The following is a 20,131-nucleotide window of genomic DNA, read 5'->3' on the forward strand; positions in this document are numbered from 1 at the left end:
TGGAGAAGAGAGCGGGGTAGCGCCGAGCCGTGCTCGGCGAGCGCAGCGGCAGGCAGAAGCGTGACGACCAACGGTCGTCACCCACCAGGAGCGCAGGCAGACGGCCAGCGGCCGTCACTACCGGAACGGAGCGGGGTAGCGCCGAGCCGTGCTCGGCGAGCGCAGCGGCAGGCAGAAGCAGACGGCCAGCGGCCGTCACTACCGGGGGCGTCAGGCCAGCTGCAGGTCCACGCCCAGGGCACGGCAGGCGTCGGCCACTTCGGCGGGCGCGCCGGTGTCGGTGATCAGCGCGTCCAGGCCGGACACCGGGATGATCCGGTGCAGGCAGACCTTGCCGAACTTGGAGCTGTCGGTGATCGCCACCACCGCACGCGCGGCTTCCACCATCTTTCGGTTGAGCATCGCTTCGGGTTCGTAGTGCGTGGTGATGCCGCGCTCCAGGTCGAAGCCATCTACGCCCAGGAACAGCAGGTCCACGTGCAGCGCATCCAGCGCCTCCACCGTCAGCCCGCCGTAGAAGGCCATGTTCTTGCGGCGCAGCTCGCCGCCCAGCATCACCAGGTTGATCCGGGTCTTCGGGCTGAGCACGGTCAGCACGCCGAAATCGTTGGTGACCACGGTCAGGTCGATGTCCGGGAGGGCCTCGGCCAGCTGCATCGAGGTGGTGCCCGAGTCGATGGCGATGGTGTCGCCCGGCTGCACCATCGCCGCCGCCCGCACGCCGATGCGGCGCTTTTCATCCAGGTAGGCAGTGCGCTTGGCTTCGTAATGGGGTTCTGCCGCTGGGGCCGGACCTACCGCACCACTGTCGATGCCGCCGCCGTAGGCGCGCGCCATGACCCCGCGCTCGGAGAGATAGCGCAGGTCCTTGCGCACGGTCTGCAGGCTCACCCCGAACTGCTGGGCGAGCGAAGACACCTGCACGCTGCCGTGCTGGCGGACCAGTTCACTGATCTGTTGACGGCGGTGGCTGGTGTCCCGGGTGGCGACCATGCGCAAAGCTCCTTTCAAACGTTCCAGAGTATGGCGGTTTTCGTTACATTTCGCTATTGATGCAAAACGAAACCTCATATACGCTCGGTTTCGTTGCTTCACCAGCCAGGCCCCCACAGCCCGCCGTCCTATGCTTCATGCCTCAGGAGAGAGAGCCCGTGAACGCCGTCCGTCCGCACCGCCACTGTCTTTACCATGGAATCGCCCTTGCCCTGCTGCTGCCCGCCACCGCGTGGTCGCAGCAGGCCACCGCAACCGCCCCCGCCAGCACCGCGGTCGGGCAGGCTGCCGCTGCGGCCGACGACGACCCGATCGACCTGCAGACCGTCCAGGTCAGCGGCGTGCGCGCGGCATTGGCGCGCTCCACCGAGCTCAAGCGCGATGCGTCCACCGTGCAGGACTCGATCAGCGCGCTGGAGCTGGGCCGGTTCCCGGATGACAACGTGGCCGATTCACTCAGCCACATCACCGGCGTGTCGATCACCCGCACCGCCGGCGGCGAAGGCCAGAAAGTCAGCGTGCGCGGGCTGGGCCCGGAGTACACCCTGACCACGTTCAACAACCGCATCCTGGCCACCGATGGCGCCGGTCGCGATTTCGCCTACGACGTGCTGCCTTCCGATGTGATCAGCGGTGCCGACGTGGTCAAGGGCGCCCAGGCCGCGTTGACCGAAGGCGCGATCGGCGGCCTGATCAACCTGCGTTCGGCCAGCCCGTTCGACAACAAGGGCCAGCACGCCATCGTGCGTGCCGAGGGCGACCACAACCAGATGTCCGAGTTGAACGGCCGCAAGTTCTCCGCGACCTACAGCAACACCTTCGCCGATGACACCATGGGCCTGCTGATCGGCGCGGTGTACGCCGAGCGCAAGGACCGCACCGATATCGCCGGCAACGATGGCGGCTGGACCCGCAACCCGGACCCGAACGACGCCAGCTGGGGCGGCAATGCCTGGGGCGGCAACATCGATCCCAACGGCAACGGCGAACTGGACCCTGAAGAATACGGGCTGATCGCACCGGGCCAGTTCCGGGTCGGTACGGTGCAGGAAGACAAGAAGCGCAAGGCGTTTTCCGGCAAGTTCGAATGGCGGCCCAACGATGACGTGCGGATCGTGGTGGACGGCCTGAAGACCCGGCTGGATTCGCCGCAGGTGTCCTACCAGCAGTCGTTCTATCCGCTGTTCGCGCCGGGCCGCTGGTCGGACATCAACGTGCAGAACGGCATCGTCACCGGCTTCACCATGGACAACCCGGATCCGGAGCAGCGGATGAACCCGGAGCTGCTCAACCAGACCGAACACCGCGTGGTGGACACCGACCTGTTCGGCATCAACGGCAGCTGGAAGGTCAATGACAGCCTGACCATGACCGGCGATGTGTACCGCTCCACCTCCGAGCGCAAGTCCGGCGGCCAGGACACCTACGTGGTGCTGCGCATGAACCAGCCCAACGTGACCCGCATCGACCTGGCCCGTGACGCGGTGCCGAACGTGACCACCACCTTCGACGACGGTCGCGACCTGTCTGCCGGCCTGGCCAACGGCCAGTTCAACGACAGCGACTTCAACACGCACTACATGGAACTGCGCGGCGACAACATCAAGGATGAAATCACCGGCGGCACCGTCGCCGGCAAGCTGTACGTGGGCGAGTGGGGCATCGACAGCCTGAACTTCGGCATGACCCGCACCGAACGCAGCAAGCGCCGCGACCTGGTCAACAACACCCTCAACGGCGGTGCGGACTACTACTCGGTGGACAACGCGATCAACGTCGCCGACCTCGGCGGTGGCGTGCTCGATCGCACCCTGTCGCTGCCGAACTTCATGAACAAGGTCGGCTCCCGTTTCCCGCGCAGCTTCCTGGGCTTTGACGTGCCGAATTACCTGCGCAGCCTGGAGGCCTACAACGGCAACCCGCGCCCGGATGGCACGGTCTACGATTTCGCCAACGCCGCCCCGCAGTGGAATCCGCTGGAAAGCTACCGGGTGGAGGAGAAGACCAACGCGTTCTACGTGCAGGCCGACCTGTCCGGCGATCGCTGGAGCGCGGACGTGGGCGTGCGCGTGGTCAGCACCCAGACGCGCGCCGAAGCCTGGGATGCCAAGATCATCAGCATCACCGAGAACGGCGCCTTCAACTACACCGCACGCTATGCCGATCCGACCCCGGTGCAGCAGGACGGCAGCTACCGCTACATCCTGCCCTCGGGCAACTTCACCTGGCGCTTCACCGATGAGCTGCTGCTGCGGCTGGGCGCGGCCAAGACCATGGCGCGCCCGCCGGTGGACAAGCTGGCCCCGACCAACACCACCGCCAGCGTGTCCTGGGGTGAGTTCACCCAGATCTACGGTGGCAACGTCGACCTCAAGCCGTATACCGCCAAGCAGGGCGACGTGTCGCTGGAGTGGTACTTCGCCGACCAGTCGATCGCCAACATGGCGGTGTTCTACAAGCGCATCTCCAACCAGATCACCACCAGCTGGGAGCCGGGACAGGACATCGGCGTGCCGGGTTACCTGTTCAACGTGATGCGCCCGATCAACGGCGACTACGCCAAGGTGCACGGCCTGGAAGCCGGCCTGCAGCACTTCTGGGAGAACGGACTGGGCTTCCGCGCCCAGTACACCCGCAACTGGTCCAAGAGCTTCGTGGAGGGCGAAGAACGTCCGCTGGAAGGCATCGCCCCGTCGGTCTATTCGCTGGGCCTGATGTATGAAAAGGGCCCGTGGTCGATCAGCACCACCGCCGACTACAGCGATGGTTTCGTGACCGCCACCAACGTGCTCGGTGCCGGCTACAACGAACAGGCCGATGAGATCACCTGGCTCACCGCCAGCATCTCCTACGAGATCAACGACATGTTCAGCGTCAGCCTGCAGGGCCAGAACCTGCTGGACGAAGCGCAGACCTACAGCATCAACGGCAACCCGCTGCTGTCCCAGGGCTATTACCGCTACGGCCGTTCGTTCACGCTCGGCTTCAGCGCACGCTTCTGATGCATCACACGTGCCGGCCTGCTGGCCGGCACGTGTGCGGCCCGGCGCTGGCCAGATGGTCATCATCGGCCATTACACTATCCCGTCTTTGCCACGGGGCCCCCGATCATGAAACTGCATGCCGCAGGGCTGTTGTGCCTGCTTCTCACCAGTGCCCCCGCATGGGCCGACGCGGTCACCGTCAGCGGACGGGTCTACCAGGAACGTGACGGCAAGCCCGGTCGCGGGCCCACCGATCCCGGCATGGGCGGGGTGCAGGTGTCCAACGGCCGCAGCATCGTGCGCACCAGTGCCGACGGCAGCTATCGCCTGCCGGTCCAGTCCGGGTCTACGGTGTTCATCGTCAAGCCCGACGGCTACCGCATTCCGGCCGGCGCCGATGGATTGCCCGCATTCTGGCGCCACTACGCACCGCAGGGTTCCCCGTCGTTGAAGTATCGCGGGATCGCGCCGACCACCACGCCGGCCACGGCCTACGATTTCGCGCTGGCGCCGGAAAAGCACGACAACCGTCGCGGCTTCCAGATGCTGGTGTTCACTGATCCGCAGACGGCCACGCGGGGCGACATCGGTTATTACGAGCAGTCCATCGTCGGCCCCCTGGTGGGAAAGACCAAAGCGCGCCTGGGCACCACGCTGGGCGACATCGTCAATGACGATCTGTCGCTGTATCCGGACATCAACAGGGTGACCACCCAGCTCGGCGTTCCGTGGTTCCACGTGCCGGGCAACCACGACCTGGATTTCGATGCCGGCAGCGACGCGCACGCGTTGGACAGCTGGCGTGCGGTGTACGGACCGGACACCTATGCGGTCGAAGAGGGCGGGGCCAGCTTCCTGTTCCTGGATGACGTGGTGTACGACCCGGCCGCGCGGCCGACGTATGTCGGCGGCCTGCGCGAGGACCAGTTCGCTTTCCTGGCGCAGTACCTGAAGGGCCTGCCGCATGACCGCCTGCTGGTGCTCGGGATGCATATCCCGCTGTTCGATGCCGCGCCGGGTCGCGAAACCTTCCGCCATGCCGACCGCCAGCGCCTGTTCGAGATGCTCAAGCCCTTCAGCAACGTGCTGGTGCTGAGCGGCCACAGCCATACCCAGCAGCACTACTACCATGGCGCGGCCGAAGGCTGGCAGGGCGACAAGCCGCTGCACGAGTACAACGTCGGCGCCAACTGCGGTGCGTTCTGGTCCGGGGTCAAGGATCGCCATGGCGTGCCGGACAGCACCATGAGTGATGGCACGCCCAAGGGCTATGCGCTGCTGGACGTGGCCGGCAACGGGACCTACCGCCTGCAGTACCGCGTGGCCGGTGCAGCGGACAGCGAGCAGATCGGCCTGCATGCACCGAAGGTGCTGCGCCAGGGCGCGTACCCGGCGTGGGGCGTGTTCGCCAACGTGTACATGGGCGAGGATGCCACGCGCGTGGAGTTCCGCATCGACGGCGGCGCGTGGCGGCCGATGAAGCAGGTACGCCAGGGCGATCCGCGGCTGCTGGCGGAGAACGTGGCCGACGACCTGGCCCCGGCGCTGCGGGGGTATGACCGTTCGCCGGAAGCCACCCCGTCGCCGCACCTGTGGCGCGGCGCACTGGCCACCGACCTGGCCGTGGGCGAGCACAAGGTGGACGTGCGCGCGACCCAGCCGGATGGTTCGGTCTACACCGCCAGCACGCGCTACGCGTTGCAGGCGGCCCAGCCCTGAGGCATTCCGCCGCGCATGGCGCGGCGCTACCGGGGCGCCGGCCGGTAGCGCCGGCCCATGGCCGGCGAGCGCAGCGGACAGTGGAAAAAAAAACGGCAGCCACCCATCAAGGCGCGGCTGCCGCGGAGAGAACCGACCCCGCCGCGAGGCGGGGTTTTTCAGATCAGAACTTGTAGTTCAGGCCGAAGTACAACTGGCGGCCGCTGTAGATGTTGGAGATCAGGCGGGCCTTGGTGTCGCCACCCAGGTGCGTGCGCTGTTCGGACTTGGTGGCATTGAGCACCGAAGCGGTCAGGGTCAGCGCCTCGGTCAGGTTGTAGGCCGCATTGAGGTCCAGCTGGTCGTAGGGCTCGGTGAACACGGTCATGCCGTTGTTGAGCCCGCCGACCACTTCGCCACGACGGTTGTAGGAAGCGCGCGCGAGGAACTTGTCGTTCTCGTAGAACAGGGTCACGTTGGCCTGGTTCTTCGCACTGCCGACCAGCGGCGAGGCACCGATGTTTTCCCCATCCAGCACGATCGAGGCCAGGTTGGTGTCGTTGTAGGTGTAGTTGGCCTGCACGCCGAAGCCCATGTCGAAGGTGTACTGGCCATACAGCTCCACACCCTGCGACACGCCATCGCGGCCGTTGGCTTCGGTGGAATAGTTCTGCACCGTGACCATCTCACCGCCCACGTCCATCTGCTGGTCGGTCACCACCGGCACGGTGAAGTTGTCCACGTCCTTGCGGAACAGGGCCACGCCGGCCACGGCGCCCGGCTTGAAGTAGTACTCCAGGCCCAGGTCGTACTGCAGCGCCTCGAACGGTTCCAGCTGCTTGTTGCTGCCCGAACCGTACCAGCCCGGGGTGGTGGTGCCACCGGCGACGCGACGGTCGTTGCTGTATTCCTCGCTGATGTACTCCAGGCCGCCCGGGTAGGCGATGCTGGTGTAACCCGGACGTGCGATCACCTTGGACGCCGCACCGCGCAGCACCAGGTTTTCAGTGATGTCCCAGGCGATGTTGAAGCTGGGCAGGACGTCGGTGTAGGTCTTGCTCAGGCTGGACTGTTCATAGGTCTTCTCGCGCACGTCGCGGCGCACGAAACCGGATTCGCAGACCGTGCCGGCTGGCGGCGTGCCGGTCGGGCAGGCCAGCGGATTGCCATCGGCACCGTCGACGAAGTAATCCATGAAGCGTTCGACCGAATCACTCGACGAAGCCATCTGCTTGGTCTGCACCAGGCGCACGCCCAGGTTGCCGCGGACGCGTTCGGTGCGGAAGTTGGCCTGGAAGTAGGTCGAGTAGATCTTCTCGTTGACGTCGTAGACGAAGTCCGGTTCGATCCGCTTCTGCATGCCGCCATAGCGTTCGTTGAGGTAGGCCAGGTAAGCCGGGAAGTTGATGCCCGGCATCACGTTGGCATTGAAGCCGCCGGCGATGTCATCGATCGGGTTGGACAGGAAGAAGCCCGGCTGTGCGACGCTCTTTTCCGGGTCGGCACAGTTGCCGGCCTGGTAGCGGGCCTCGTAGTCGTTCGGATCAGCGCCCTGGCAGGCCCAGTAGGTGTTGCCGGTGTTGCGATGGACCTTGCCGTCGCGGTACTTCACACCGAACTGGAACGAATCGATGAAGCCGCTTTCGAACAGGCGGGTGAAGTCGGCCTGGAAGTAGTTCTGTTCGATGCTGGTTTCGCGCCACGACGAATCGGTCGAGCCGGTGTCGATCTCGGCGATGCCGGCCATCAACTGGTCCTGCAGGTCCGGCGAGAACGTGGCCGACGGGGTGCCGGTCAGGTCATACGCGCTGTAGCTGTTGCCGGACTGCCACACGCCATCGACCTGGCGGCGCGGCTTGGCCGACATGCGGAAGTTGATCGACGGTCCGCCTTCGGACCAGGTGCGGCCGCCCTTGAAGGTCACCTTGGACAGTGGGCTGATTTCCCAGTCCACGGTCAGGTCGCCGGTCTGCGACAGCGCCTTTTCGCGGCTGTAGGCACCACTCAGCTGCGGGGTGGGGATGGTGCAGTCATCCGGACCCCAGCCACCCGGCGCCATGCCGGCGGCGGCGGCCTGTGCTTCGCTGCAGTAGTACGCCTTGCCCGCCAGCTTCTCGAACTGCGCGCCGGTGACGATGCTGCCGCTGGAATCAAAGTCCATGCCATTGAGCAGGCGTCCGCCGGCCCAGTTGCCGTCGCCGTTGTAGCGGGCGATGTTCCACTCCGGGATCTTGGCCTGGTTCAGCGTGTAATCGCCGGACAGCTCGAAGCGGAAGTAGTTGGCGGTGACGGTCAGGTTGTCGACCGGCTTGAACTGGAAGGTGAACTGGCCGCCGGTGCGCTCGCGCTCTTCTTCGCGCACGCCGAAGTTGACCGAGGTCGGCATGAAGAATTCGCTGTAGTTGCCACCGGTCTGGTTGTTGAAGCCGGACTCGCCCCACCAGTAGTGGATGCCATCCTGCGGCAGCGTATTGCCGTAGGCATCCTTGGCCTGGGTGCCGGCGCCGTACCACTGGTAGTCATCGACAGTGACTTCCATGCTGCGGTTGGTGCGCTTCTGCTTGGTCGCTCCGATCAGCACGCCGAAGCGCTCGTCCTTGCTGTGCCAGGCGTACATCGCCGACAGGTTCGGGTCCACGCTGTCGCTGGTATCGGAGGTGACGCCTTCGATGTTGACGAAACCGGAATTGGCTTCCATCTCCAGCGGACGGCGGGTATGCAGGATCACCGTGCCGCCGATGCCGCCTTCGTCGATGCGCGCTTCGGGTGACTTGAACAGCTCCGCGCTCTCCAGCATGTTCGACGGCAGCAGGGTGTAGTTGAACGAACGCGAGGCCTCGTTGTTGGTTTCCGAGGTGGCAATGTAGTTGCCGTTCAACTGGGTCAGGGTCAGGTCGGCATCCAGGCCGCGCACGCTGACATTCTTGCCTTCGCCGCCATCACGGGTGATGACCACGCCGGGTACGCGCTGCAGGGCATCGGCGACATTCTTGTCGGGGAACTTGCCGACGTCTTCTGCGGTGATGACTTCGACCACGGCATTGGCGTCACGCTTCTGCTGCAGGCTCTTTTCGATGGCGTAGCGGTAGCCGGTGACATTGACGCTGTCCAGCGTGGTGGCGCTGGGCGAGGCGGTGGGGGTGGCCGGTGCCGGGTCCTGGGCAAACGCCGGCGCCGCAGTGGCCGCCAAGGCGAATGCGATGGCGGCCGACAGGGCGTGGCAACCGTGCTTGTGTGACATGTAATTCATTCTCTCCCTCTCCTGGATCGAACCGTTGGCTGATACGAAATACTTGAATCGATCTTATGTTTTGACGCGAGACCGCAAGCGTGGGGCAGGAGAGACAGGGCACCTGATGGCGTTGCTGTCGGATTCCGAACCCGGCAATCGTGACCGTTTGAAGTTGGATCGATCTAAACGATTGGCGCGCATTTTTTAACACGGCCTGACTCAACTGGCATGCTGCTGCGCAATATGAAAACGTTTGCAGTCCGGGACGGGCCCGTCGGGCGGGCTTTCATGTTGCGCTGCAGGATGCACGGCGGCGATCGTTCATGTTTACTTCAATCGATCTAAATCGACCGGACAGGCATTGTGTCGGCATCCCGCGACGCGGCCGTGCCTGCTCGGATCCTGACCTGCCAACGCCCGCCAAGGAGCCCTTGAACGTGACCTTCCGACGTTGTTTCCGACTGCGTGCCTTCACGCCCATCGCCTCGCTGGCGTGCGTGATCGCGCTGTCCGCCGCGCCCGCACTGCAGGCCGCGCCGGCCGCGCTGGAGCGCGAAGTAAACACCTTCATCGGCAGCAAGGATGATGGCAACACCTTCCCGGGCGCCTCGGCCCCGTTCGGCCTGATCCAGGTCAGCCCGATCGGCAGCCATTACGCCGGCTGGCGCTACGACGATGAAAAAATCCGTGGCTTCGGCCATTCGTTCCTGTCCGGCGCCGGATGCTGGGAACAGGGCGGACAGGTTTCGGTGCTGCCGGTCACCGGCACCATCGGCGCAGGCGGTGATTTCGATACCTCCAATCCCAAGGCCTTCGATCACAAAGCCTATGCGTCCACCTACGAGCATGCCGGTGAAGTCGGCCAGGCCGGCTATTACCGCGTCCGCCTGACCAGCTACGGTGGGATCGACGCCGAAGCCACCGCGCGTACCCGCGCCGCCGCCGAACGCTATACGTTCGCGGCCGGGCAGAAAGAAGGCCACGTACTGGTGAATGTCGGCCAGGCCAACGAGCGCCATTCGGTGATCGGCAGTGTCATCGACGTGGTCGGCGACCGGGTGGTGGAAGGCAAGCTGGTCACCAAGAGCTTCTGTGGCGGCCATCAGTACACGACGTGGTTCCGGATCGAGTTCGACCGCCCGTTCAAGGCACACGGGGTCTGGGGCGAAGAGCGGGGGCTGGCAGGCGCGCGCCACAGCATGGAAGGCGAGGCCAAGCCGAACGGGGCCTGGCTCAGCTTTGACATGGCGCAGGGGCGTGCGGTCACCGCGGTCAGTGCGATCTCGCACGTGGACGCCGAAGGCGCCCGTACCAACCTGCGCAGCGATGGCATGCAGGGCGGCAAGCTGCTCGGCTTCGACCGGATGCGCCGGCTGGCGCAGGACGCCTGGCGCGAAGAACTGTCGACGGTGAAGCTGGATGGGGGCAGCAAGGACGACCGCACGGTGCTGTACACCGCGCTGTACCACGCGCTGCTGCAACCCATGACCGGCAGCGATGCCGACGGACGCTACCGCGGCTACGATGATGCGATCCATCGCGCCGACGGCTGGACGTACTACGAGTATTTCTCGCTGTGGGATACCTATCGCGCACAGAACCAGTGGCTGGCACTGACGCGGCCGCAGGTGGCGCGTGATATCGGCCGGACGTTGCTGGCCATCGATGCACAGGGCGGCTGGCTGCCACGCTGGGGCTATGCGAACTTCGAAACCAACATCATGACCGGCGATCCGGTGACGCCCTTCATGGCCGACCTGTGGCGCTTCGGCGCACTGCAAGGGCGCGAGCAGGAAGCGTGGTCGGCACTGCGCCGCAATGCCTTCGACGTGCCGCCGCTGAACTCCCGCGCGGCCGGCCGTTCGGGCAATCCGTCCTATCTGGACAAGGGCTACGTGGTGTATGACCGCGCGTTCCCGTCGAAGGGCATGGATGTCGATCCGCACCATGGCGGTTCGGCGACGCTGGAATACGCGCTGGCCGACTGCGCGCTGGCCCGGATGGCCGATGGCCTGGGCCATGCCGCCGATGCGGCGACCCTGCGTCAGCGTGGGCGCAACTGGCGCAACGTGTGGGACGTGTCGGTCCGCGATGACGAGACCGGCTTCACCGGCTTCCCGCGTCCGCGCACCGAAGGCGAGCAGTGGTATACGCCGTCCGATGGACACTACAGCCCGCGCTCGCACCATGGGTTCCATGAAGGCACCGCCTGGCAGTACCAGTGGTTGGCGCAGCAGGACGTGCCGGGCCTGGTTGAGGCGATGCACGGTCGCGAGCAGGCCGGCAAGCGCCTGGATGCGTTCTTCGCGATGGATGCGCTGCTGGCCGATCCCCTGAATGCTGCGCGCAAGGAATGGGTGGTGGGCCCGTACAGCTATTACAACCAGTACCGCTACAACCCCAACAACGAACCGGACCTGCATGCGCCGTGGATGTACACGCTGATCGGCCAGCCGTGGAAGACCGCCACCGTGGTGCGTGCCGCGCAGCAGTTGTTCACCAACGCACCGAACGGGGTCACCGGCAACGACGACCTGGGCACGATGTCGGCGTGGTACCTGTTCAGTGCGCTGGGCCTGTATCCGGCGGTGCCGGGCAGCGGCGAGTTCCTGCTGCACGCCCCGCGCTTCGCCAAGGTGGATGTTGCACTCGGCAATGGCCGCCAGCTGACCCTGCGTGCCCCCGGCGCGGACGGGCGCAGCCTGCAGTACGTGCAGGGCGTGGACGTGGATGGCAAGGCGCAGTCGGCGGTATGGCTGGACTGGGAAACCCTGCAGGCCGGCGCCGACATCCACTGGACGCTGGGCACGCAGGCGCCGCAGCAGGGCTGGGGCACGGCCACCAGCGACCTGCCGGTGTCGTACTGCGCCGCCCCGGGCAGCGTGCTGGAATGAAGCGTTGCGCGCCCTCCGCTGCACTCGCCCGTGGCAGGGTGCGCCGCGCCCGCTATGATTCAGGTACCTATCCGATCCCAGGGTCCATTCCAGGATGAATGACTCCAGCAGCACAAAGCCCCCGCGCAAAGGCGGGGAGCGTGCCGTCACGGTGACCGACATCGCCCAGGCCATCGGCGTGTCACGGGCGACCGTGTCGCTGGTGCTGCGTGGCAGCCCTCTGGTGAACGTGGATACGCGCGCCAAGGTGGAGGCCGAGCTGCGCCGGCAGCGCTACGTCTACAACCGGGCGGCGGCCAACCTGCGGCGTCGGACCTCGTCCAGCGTGGCCCTGGTGATCAACGATCTGTCCAACCCGTTCTTCGCGGAATTCGCCGCAGGCGTGGACGAAGCGCTGGGCGAGCAGGGCTACGTGACCCTGCTCGGCAGTACCGGTGAGTCGCCGCAGCGGCAGCAGGCGGTGCTGGGCACGCTGATGGAACACACCCCGGCCGGCCTGATCCTGTCACCGGCCGAGGGCAGCGATACGGCGCAGGTGCGCCAGGCGCTGGGCCCCACCGCGAACGTGCTGCTGTTCAACCGCGCGCTGGTTGGCGCCGACTGGGATTTCCTTGCGCTGGACAACCAGCAGGGCGCCTATCTGGCCACCCGCCACCTGATCGAGCGCGGCCACCGCGAGATCGCTTTCTTCGGTGGCCATGCCGATTCCAGTTCCTGCGAACAGCGCCGTGCCGGCTACCAGCAGGCGCTGGCCGAGGCTGGCCTGCCGGTGACTCCGCAATGGCTGATCGAATCGGCGCCGAACCGGCTTGAAGCGGCGCGGCGGGTCGACGAGCTGTTCGTCGATGGCCTGCGGCCGAGTGCTGCGGTCTGCTACAACGACACCGTGGCGCTGGGCCTGATGCTGGGCCTGACCTCGCGCGGCATCCGCCCGGGCGGCGATTTCGCCGTGACCGGGTTCGATGACATCCCCGAAGCCTCGGTGGCGGTGCCGCCGCTGACCACCCTGACCGTCGATCCGCGCGCGCGCGGCCGACAAGCCGCCGAGCTGCTGCTGCAGCGCGTACAGTCCCCCGATGCGCCCCCCGTGCGCACCGTCGCCCCCGTGCAGCTGCGCATCCGCGAAAGCAGCGCGGCACGCCCGATCTGAACCCTTCCACATTCAACCTACGCGCACCGAGGCGCGAACCCGCATGCCGATTTCATCAACGCCCCGTTTGAACACCACGCCCGGGCAAGGCGCACCCCCGGTCAACACCCGCATGGCGCTGGGCGTGGCCACCACCATCTTCTTCATGTGGGGCTTCCTGACCTGCCTCAATGACATCCTCATTCCCCACCTGAAGGCGGTGTTCGAACTGAATTACGCGCGCGCCATGCTCGTGCAGTTCACCTTCTTCGGCGCGTACTTCCTGATGTCCCTGCCGGCCGGTCGGCTGGTGGCCCACCTGGGTTACAAGAAAGGCATCGTGGCCGGCCTGTTGATCGCCGGTGTCGGCGCGCTGGGCTTCTGGCCCGCCGCCGAGCTGCGTGAGTACAGCGCCTTCCTCGGTGCGCTGTTCGTGCTGGCCACCGGCATCACCGTGCTGCAGGTCGCCGCCAACCCGTACGTGGCGCTGCTGGGTCCGGTGGAAACCAGTTCCAGCCGGTTGACCCTCGCCCAGGCACTGAACTCGCTGGGTACGGCGATCGCGCCGATCTTCGGCGGACTGCTGATCCTCGGCAACACGGTCAAGAGCGCCGATGAGATCAATGCGCTGTCGGTGGCCGAACAGGCAGCCTACCGGGCAGCGGAAGCGCAGTCGGTGCAGGGCCCGTACATCGGCCTGGCGATCGCACTGGTACTGCTGGCCCTGTTCGTCTACCTGTTCCGCCTGCCCACCCTGAGCGAAAGTGCCGAGAAGGTGGATGACGGTCCGCAGCAGAGCTACGGGGCGGCCCTGCGCCATCGCCACCTGCTGTTCGCGGTGCTGGGTATCTTCTTCTACGTGGGTGCCGAAGTGTCCATCGGCAGCTTCCTGGTCAACTACCTGTCGATGCCGACCATCGGCGGCTTCACCGAACAGCAGGCCACGCATTACGTGTCCGCTTACTGGACGATGGCGATGATCGGCCGGTTCGCCGGTTCGGCGCTGCTGACCCGCTATTCGCCGCGCCACATGCTGGCCCTGTTCGCCGGCATCAACGTACTGCTGCTCGGCACCACGATGGCCAGTTCGGGCCAGGTCGCGCTGTATTCGGTGGTGGCCATCGGCCTGTTCAACTCCATCATGTTCCCGACCATCTTCGCGCTCGGCATCGAACGCCTGGGCCCGCTCACCAACAAGGCCTCCAGCCTGCTGATCATGGCCATCGTCGGTGGCGCGCTGGTGCCGTACCTGCAGGGCGTGCTGGCCGACCACATCGGTCTGCAGCCGAGCTTCATCCTGCCGCTGCTGTGCTACGGCTACGTCATCTTCTTCGGCCTGGTCGGCGCCCGCCTGCCGGCCATCGCACCGCGCGGAGGCTGATCCAGATGGGCACCATTGTCTGCTTCGGCGAGATTTTGATCGATCTACTAGCGCAGCCGCCGGCCTCTCCGTCCGAGCCGCGCGCCTTCCTGCAATACGCCGGAGGGGCGCCGGCCAACGTCGCTGTCGCCGCTGCGCGGCTGGGCGTGGATACCCAGTTCGTGGGCATGCTGGGCCGGGACATGTTTGGTGATTTCCTCGCCGACAGCCTGCAGCAGCACGGCGTGGGCATCGACTACATCGCACGTACCGAAGCGGCCAAGACGGCGCTGGCGTTCGTGGCGCTGGATCCACATGGCGAGCGCAGTTTCAGCTTCTACCGGCCACCGGCGGCGGACCTGCTGTTCCGCGCCGAGCACTTCCACGCGGCCTGCTTCGCGCAGGCCCGCTGCTTCCACGTGTGTTCCAACAGCCTGACCGAAGCGGCCATCGCCCAGGCCACGTTCGAGGGCATGCAGCGTGCGCGCGACGCCGGTGCGCTGGTCAGCCTGGACCTCAACCTGCGTCCGGCGCTGTGGCCGGCCGATGCCGATCCGCTGCCGACGCTGTGGCAGGCACTGGCGCTGGCCGACGTGGTCAAGCTGTCCCGCGAAGAGCTCGATTTCCTGGCCGCGCCGCTGGGCGAGGGCGGTGCCGATCAGGTCCTGCAGCGGCTGTTTGCCGCGCAGGCGCGCTGGGTGGTGGTCACCGATGGCGCCGCCGCACTGCGCTGGTACACGCGCAGCGCACAGGGCCAGGCCACCAGCTTCCGGGTGACGACGGTGGACAGCACGGCTGCAGGCGATGCCTTCGTCGGCGGGCTGCTGACCGCGCTGGTCGAGCGCGGCGTGGACGCCGCGAGCCTGCCGGCGTTCTGCAACGACGAAGCGGCCATGCACGAGGTGCTGCGCTTCGGCGCTGCCGTGGGTGCGCTTGCGGTGACCCGCAAGGGCGCCTTCGCGGCCATGCCCACGCGCGATGAAGTCAACGAACTGCTGCTGCAAACCGAGGAATCGCACTGATGACCCAGAGCCCGGACTTCCGCTCGCAGGACTTCCTGCGCGGCCACATCGCCCACACGATGGCGTTCTACCATCCGCGCTGCATCGATCCGCAGGGTGGCTTCTTCCATTACTTCCGTGACGACGGCAGCGTCTATGACGCGACCCATCGCCACTTGGTGAGCAGCACGCGTTTCGTCTTCGACTACGCCATGGCCTACCGCGAATTCGGCGATGCGGCGTACCTGGATGGCGTGCAGCATGGCGTGCGCTACCTGCGCGAGGTACACCGCAACCCGGCCACCGGCGGTTATGCCTGGACACTGCGCGATGGCGTGGTGGAAGACGATACCAACCACTGCTACGGCGTTGCCTTCGTGCTGCTGGCGTACAGCTGCGCGCTGAAGGCCGGCATCGAGGACGCACGCGGCTGGATGGATGAGACCTGGCAGCTGCTGGAAACGCGCTTCTACGAGCCGGCGCACGGTCTGTACCGTGATGAAGCCGATGCGCAGTGGAACTTCAGCGGCTACCGCGGGCAGAACGCCAACATGCACATGTGCGAAGCGATGCTGGCTGCGTTCGAAAGCAGTGGCGAGCAGCGCTACCTGGATCGCGCGCTGCAGCTGGCCGACATCATGACCCGTCGCCAGGCGGCCAAGGCAGACGGCCTGGTGTGGGAGCACTACGACAGCGAGTGGAACATCGACTGGAAGTACAACCTGGACGATCCCAAGCACCTGTTCCGTCCGTGGGGGTTCCAGCCGGGCCACCAGACCGAATGGGCCAAGCTGCTGTTGATCCTGGACCGCCATGTGCAGGCGGAGTGGTTGGTGCCGATGGCGCGCCATCTGTTCGACGTGGCGGTGGAACGCAGCTGGGATGCGCAGCGCGGTGGGCTGTATTACGGTTTCGCCCCCGATGGCAGCGTCTGCGACGACGACAAGTATTTCTGGGTGCAGGCCGAATCGCTGGCGACCGCGGCGGTGTTGGCGCAGCGCACCGGGGATGCGGTGTACTGGGACTGGTACGAGCGCCTGTGGGCGTATGCGTGGGAACACTTCGTCGACCATCAGTACGGTGCGTGGTTCCGCATCCTGGATGCAGACAACCGCAAGTACAGCGACGAGAAGAGCCCGGCCGGGAAGGTGGATTACCACACCATGGGCGCGTGTTACGAGGTGTTGAACGTGCTGCGGGGCGGTTGAGTACAAGGGCGGCGCCTGTACGCCGCCTCCGGAAAATTCCCTGCGCGTGCGGCCGGTAAAGCGGATTGGCCTGCCGTGCGCTTCGGGCTCATTGTTGCGACGGGGTGTTCGGATGCGGATCAGTGATGCGTGGGTGCGGTTCGGTGCGGTAGTGCTGGCGTGCCTGGTGCCGATGCTGGCGCAGGCCGGTGTGCTGCAGGCGCGCTGGGAATTCCGGCTGTTGCCGGGTGGTGCGCAGGTCGCGGCGCATCCGGAAGCGGCGGGCTGGGGCGCGGCGCAGGTGCCGGGCAGCGTGCATACCGATCTGCTGGCCGCGGGCGTGATCCGCGATCCGTATGTCGGTGCGCCGGAAGCGCAGCTGCAATGGATCGGCCTGGCGGATTGGGAGTACCGCGCGGGCTTCGACGTGGATGCCGAGACACTGGCGCGTCCGCATGCCGAACTGGTGTTCGAGGGACTGGATACCTTCGCCGAGGTGGAGCTCAACGGTCAGCCGCTGCTGCGCGCCGACAACGCGCACCGGACCTGGACCGCGCGCGTAGACGGCCGCCTGCAGCCGCAGGGCAATGTACTGCGCATCGTCTTCCGTTCGCCGATCACCCAGCTGCTGCCGGCCGTGCAGGCGATGCCGCACAAGATCGCGGGCAATTATCCCTCGCCTTACGGCGATGAGCCGCGCGATGCGATGGTCGGCAACTTCGTACGCAAGCCGGCCTACCATTTCGGTTGGGACTGGGGCCCGCGCTATGTCACCGCGGGCGTGTGGAGGCCCGTGCGGTTGGAGACCTGGGGCGCGCAACGGGTGACCGACCTGGCCGTGCGTACCGAGGTGCTGGATGCGAACCTCGCTGCCTTGACCGCATTGGTCGAAGTCGAACATGCCGGCGCCGATGCGACCGTGCCACTGCGGCTGGAGCTGCGCGATCCGGACGGCAAACCGGTGCTGCAGGTGGTCCGTGATGTGTTGCTGCAGGCCGGAACGCAGACGCTGCAGGTGCCGTTGGAGGTGCCGCAGCCGCGTCGCTGGTGGCCGGCCGGGCAGGGCGCGCAGGACCGTTATAGCGTGAAGGTCGCGCTGGGCACCGGCGATGAGCCGGCACTGCAGGCCGGCCGACGGATCGGCCTGCGCAGCGTGGAGCTGCGGCGCGACAAGGATGCGCAAGGGGGCCAGGGCTTCGCCTTCGTCATCAATGGTCGCCAGGTGTTCGCCAAGGGCGCCAACGTGATTCCCTTCGATGCGTTCCCCGCACGCGTGGATACCGCGCGCCTGCGCACCATCCTGACCGCCGCGCGCGATGCCAACATGAACATGCTGCGCAACTGGGGCGGCGGGTACTACGAAGACGAGGCGTACTTCGAGCTGGCCGACGAACTGGGCCTGATGGTCTGGCAGGACTTCATGTTCGGCGGCGGCATGCAGCCCGGGTTCGATCCGGCGTTCCGCCAGAACGTCGTCGCCGAGGCCCGCGACAACCTGCGTCGGCTGCGCCACCACCCCAGCATCGTGCTGTGGTGTGGCAACAACGAAGAAGAAACCGCATGGAAGGACTGGGGCCACGGTCGCGATCTGGAAAAGGCCGATCCTGCGTTCGCTGCCCGGGTGTGGCAGGGCTACGTGGACCTGTTCGGGCATGACCTGCGCGCGGTGGTGGCCGAACACGGCCTGGGGGTTCCGTACTGGTCCAGCTCGCCCAGCAATGATCTGGATGACAAGGCCAACGACTCCACCCGCGGTGACAAGCACTACTGGCAGGTATGGGGCAATCCGGCGCTGCCGGTTGGCGCGTACCTGAAAGAAACGCCGCGCTTCATGTCCGAGTATGGACTGCAGTCCTGGCCGTCCCAGGCGATGGTCGACCGTTTCGCCACGCGTGCCGAGCAGCGCATCGACAGCCCGGTGATCCAGGCGCACCAGAAATTCATGGCCGGGCTGGGCAACGAACGGCTGCTGCATTACATCCGCCTGGGCTATGGCGAGCCAGCGGATTTTCCCGGCTTCCTGTACCTGTCCCAGGTGATGCAGGCCGAAGGGATCCAGCTGGCCGCGCTGCACCACCGGGCGTCGCGTCCGTACACCATGGGGTCGCTGTACTGGCAGCTCAACGATGTCTGGCCGGGCGCGTCCTGGTCGGGCATGGACCACGACGGCAACTGGAAGGGACTGCATTTCCAGGCGCGTCGCTTCTTCGCCGATCTCGCCGTGGCGGCGCTGCGCGAGGAGGGCGTGACCCGCGTCAGCCTGCTCAACGACACCCCGCAGGCGCAGTCCGTGCGTTGGCGGCTCCGGGTCATGGACCTGCAGGGGCGCCTGCTGGGTACGCAGGAACAAGCGCTGGTGCTGGCGCCGGGCTCAGCGACCGAGGTCGGGCATTTCAGCGATGCCCGCCTGCTGGGCGCGGCGGATCCGGCGCGCACCATTGCCGTGGTCGACATGCTGCAGGGCGATCGGGAGCTGTCGCGGCAGGTGGTTGGCTTCGTCGAAGCCCGCGCGCAGGACCTGCAGTCCGGACAGCTGCAGGCAAGCCTGCAGGGCGAGGGCGATGCACTCGACGTGGTGCTGCAGGCGCAGGGGCTGGTGCGTGCAGCGTGGATCGATTTCGGGGCAAACGAGGTGGTGCTGGAAGACAACCTGCTGGACCTGTTGCCGGGCGAGCGGCGGGTGCTGCGCGTGCGCTCCGGCACGGATGCCGAAACGCTGCGCGCGGCCATGCGCGTGCAGACCCTGGGCGACGTGCTGGCCGAGAAGCGGTAGTGACGGCCGCTGGCCGTCATGCTTCGGCCAGCTGCCGCTGCCGCTGCCGCTGCCGCTGCGCTCGCCGAGCATGGCTATGCCGGTCGTCCTGACCGGCACCCTGCGGGCCATCGCAAGCGACGTTGGCAGCGGCTCCTGCCGATGCCTTCGGCGCTACCCGGGCATGGCCCGCGCGGTTGGCTCAGAGCGTGATCTGCTGGAAGTTCTCTACCCGGTCGTGGCCGTGCGTGGCATCGCCGCTGCGCGGCAGCGGGTAGTCGTCCAGGCGGTCCAGCAGGCGGGTCTGCAGGCCCGCCTCGCGGGCGGCGTCCAGCTCTTCCACCACGTCGGACAGGAACACGATCTCAGCAGCCGGAACGCCGATGGCCGCCACGATGCGGCGGTAGCTGTCGGCCTCGCGCTTGCCGCCGATTTCGGTGTCGAACCAGCCGGACACCAGCGCGGTCAGGTCGCCGGCCTCGCTGAAGCCGAAGAACTGCTTCTGCGCCGGCACCGAGCCGGACGAATACACATACAGCGCCAGCCCGGCGGCGTGCCAGCCCTTCAGCACGGCAGCCACTTCCGGATAGAAGTGCGCCTTGTAGTCACCGTTGCGGTAGCCGGTTTCCCAGATCATTCCCTGCAGTGCTTTCAACGCCGTGTGCTTGCGGTCCTGGTCGATCCAGCCCTGCAGCGTTTCGGCCACCACGCTGTCCTGGCAGGCGCCGCCGATTTCGGTGGCCACCGCATCCAGCCAGCGCCGCACCTGCGGTTGTTCGCCATGGGCGGCGATGAAGCCGGGCAGCGCCTGGCGCGCGTACGGGAACAGCACGTTCTTGACGAACGAGATGCTGCTGGTGGTGCCTTCGATGTCGGTGAGGATGACGCGCGGCTGCATGGA

The 20,131-nt window shown here is 66.4% G+C and carries 11 protein-coding genes; 8 read left to right on the plus strand and 3 right to left on the minus strand.

Features of this window, described 5'->3' with window-relative positions:
• Positions 1–210: 210 nt before the first annotated feature.
• A complete protein-coding gene (locus tag ABB28_RS12285) occupies positions 211–993 on the minus strand; it encodes a DeoR/GlpR family DNA-binding transcription regulator (RefSeq protein WP_057508909.1) in 783 nt (260 codons plus the stop codon).
• A 158-nt stretch (positions 994–1,151) separates the two neighbouring features.
• On the opposite strand from ABB28_RS12285, the gene ABB28_RS12290 reads away from it, so the two are divergent.
• On the plus strand, positions 1,152–3,995 hold the full coding sequence (locus ABB28_RS12290) for a TonB-dependent receptor (protein ID WP_057508910.1): 2,844 nt from the start codon (positions 1,152–1,154) through the stop codon (positions 3,993–3,995).
• A 108-nt stretch (positions 3,996–4,103) separates the two neighbouring features.
• Positions 4,104–5,696 (plus strand): calcineurin-like phosphoesterase C-terminal domain-containing protein, encoded by a 1,593-nt coding sequence (locus tag ABB28_RS12295; RefSeq protein WP_057508911.1) that lies wholly within the window; start codon positions 4,104–4,106, stop codon positions 5,694–5,696.
• 163 nt (positions 5,697–5,859) lie between these two features.
• Here the strand turns inward: ABB28_RS12295 and ABB28_RS12300 are convergent, their stop codons facing one another.
• Positions 5,860–8,925: a TonB-dependent receptor gene (locus ABB28_RS12300; RefSeq protein ID WP_057508912.1), complete on the minus strand. Its 3,066-nt coding sequence runs from the start codon at positions 8,923–8,925 to the stop codon at positions 5,860–5,862.
• Positions 8,926–9,404: 479 nt separating this feature from the next.
• Here ABB28_RS12300 and ABB28_RS12305 point away from each other — a divergent pair, with 479 nt between their 5' ends.
• The 6 genes from ABB28_RS12305 to ABB28_RS12330 all read left to right on the plus strand — a co-directional run bounded on the left by ABB28_RS12305 (position 9,405) and on the right by ABB28_RS12330 (position 19,251).
• Positions 9,405–11,801, plus strand: coding sequence for a GH92 family glycosyl hydrolase (locus ABB28_RS12305; RefSeq protein WP_245625338.1), 2,397 nt, complete (start codon positions 9,405–9,407; stop codon positions 11,799–11,801).
• Between the two features lie 94 nt (positions 11,802–11,895).
• Positions 11,896–12,951 (plus strand): LacI family DNA-binding transcriptional regulator, encoded by a 1,056-nt coding sequence (locus tag ABB28_RS12310; RefSeq protein ID WP_057508913.1) that lies wholly within the window; start codon positions 11,896–11,898, stop codon positions 12,949–12,951.
• Positions 12,952–12,994: 43 nt separating this feature from the next.
• Entirely contained in the window at positions 12,995–14,311 is a 1,317-nt protein-coding gene (locus tag ABB28_RS12315; RefSeq protein ID WP_057508914.1) for a sugar MFS transporter, read from the plus strand.
• Positions 14,312–14,316: 5 nt separating this feature from the next.
• Positions 14,317–15,312 carry a carbohydrate kinase family protein gene (locus tag ABB28_RS12320; protein WP_057508915.1) on the plus strand — a complete coding sequence of 332 codons (996 nt, stop codon included), beginning with the start codon at positions 14,317–14,319 and terminating at the stop codon, positions 15,310–15,312.
• Positions 15,312–16,499 carry an AGE family epimerase/isomerase gene (locus ABB28_RS12325; protein WP_057508916.1) on the plus strand — a complete coding sequence of 396 codons (1,188 nt, stop codon included), beginning with the start codon at positions 15,312–15,314 and terminating at the stop codon, positions 16,497–16,499. Before ABB28_RS12320 ends, ABB28_RS12325 begins: the two co-directional genes overlap by 1 nt.
• A gap of 172 nt (positions 16,500–16,671) precedes the next feature.
• Positions 16,672–19,251: a beta-mannosidase gene (locus ABB28_RS12330; RefSeq protein ID WP_152983472.1), complete on the plus strand. Its 2,580-nt coding sequence runs from the start codon at positions 16,672–16,674 to the stop codon at positions 19,249–19,251.
• Between the two features lie 181 nt (positions 19,252–19,432).
• Here ABB28_RS12330 and mtnC read toward each other — a convergent pair whose 3' ends face one another.
• Positions 19,433–20,128 (minus strand): acireductone synthase, encoded by a 696-nt coding sequence (gene mtnC, locus ABB28_RS12335; protein ID WP_057508918.1) that lies wholly within the window; start codon positions 20,126–20,128, stop codon positions 19,433–19,435.
• Between the last annotated feature and the right edge of the window lie 3 nt (positions 20,129–20,131).

Origin of the sequence: Stenotrophomonas chelatiphaga (assembly GCF_001431535.1) — a bacterium.
GTDB classification, from domain to species: Bacteria; Pseudomonadota; Gammaproteobacteria; order Xanthomonadales; family Xanthomonadaceae; genus Stenotrophomonas; species Stenotrophomonas chelatiphaga.

What these genes read in the sequence shown, in the direction of transcription:
- ABB28_RS12330 (WP_152983472.1), top strand. Translation starts at nt 16,672, where the DNA reads ATGCTGGCGCAGGCCGGTGTGCTGCAGGCGCGCTGGGAATTCCGGCTG.
- ABB28_RS12295 (WP_057508911.1), top strand. Translation starts at nt 4,104, where the DNA reads ATGAAACTGCATGCCGCAGGGCTGTTGTGCCTGCTTCTCACCAGTGCC.
- ABB28_RS12285 (WP_057508909.1), bottom strand. Translation starts at nt 993, where the DNA reads ATGGTCGCCACCCGGGACACCAGCCACCGCCGTCAACAGATCAGTGAA.
- ABB28_RS12325 (WP_057508916.1), top strand. Translation starts at nt 15,312, where the DNA reads ATGACCCAGAGCCCGGACTTCCGCTCGCAGGACTTCCTGCGCGGCCAC.
- ABB28_RS12320 (WP_057508915.1), top strand. Translation starts at nt 14,317, where the DNA reads ATGGGCACCATTGTCTGCTTCGGCGAGATTTTGATCGATCTACTAGCG.
- ABB28_RS12315 (WP_057508914.1), top strand. Translation starts at nt 12,995, where the DNA reads ATGCCGATTTCATCAACGCCCCGTTTGAACACCACGCCCGGGCAAGGC.
- ABB28_RS12300 (WP_057508912.1), bottom strand. Translation starts at nt 8,925, where the DNA reads ATGAATTACATGTCACACAAGCACGGTTGCCACGCCCTGTCGGCCGCC.
- ABB28_RS12310 (WP_057508913.1), top strand. Translation starts at nt 11,896, where the DNA reads ATGAATGACTCCAGCAGCACAAAGCCCCCGCGCAAAGGCGGGGAGCGT.
- mtnC (WP_057508918.1), bottom strand. Translation starts at nt 20,128, where the DNA reads ATGCAGCCGCGCGTCATCCTCACCGACATCGAAGGCACCACCAGCAGC.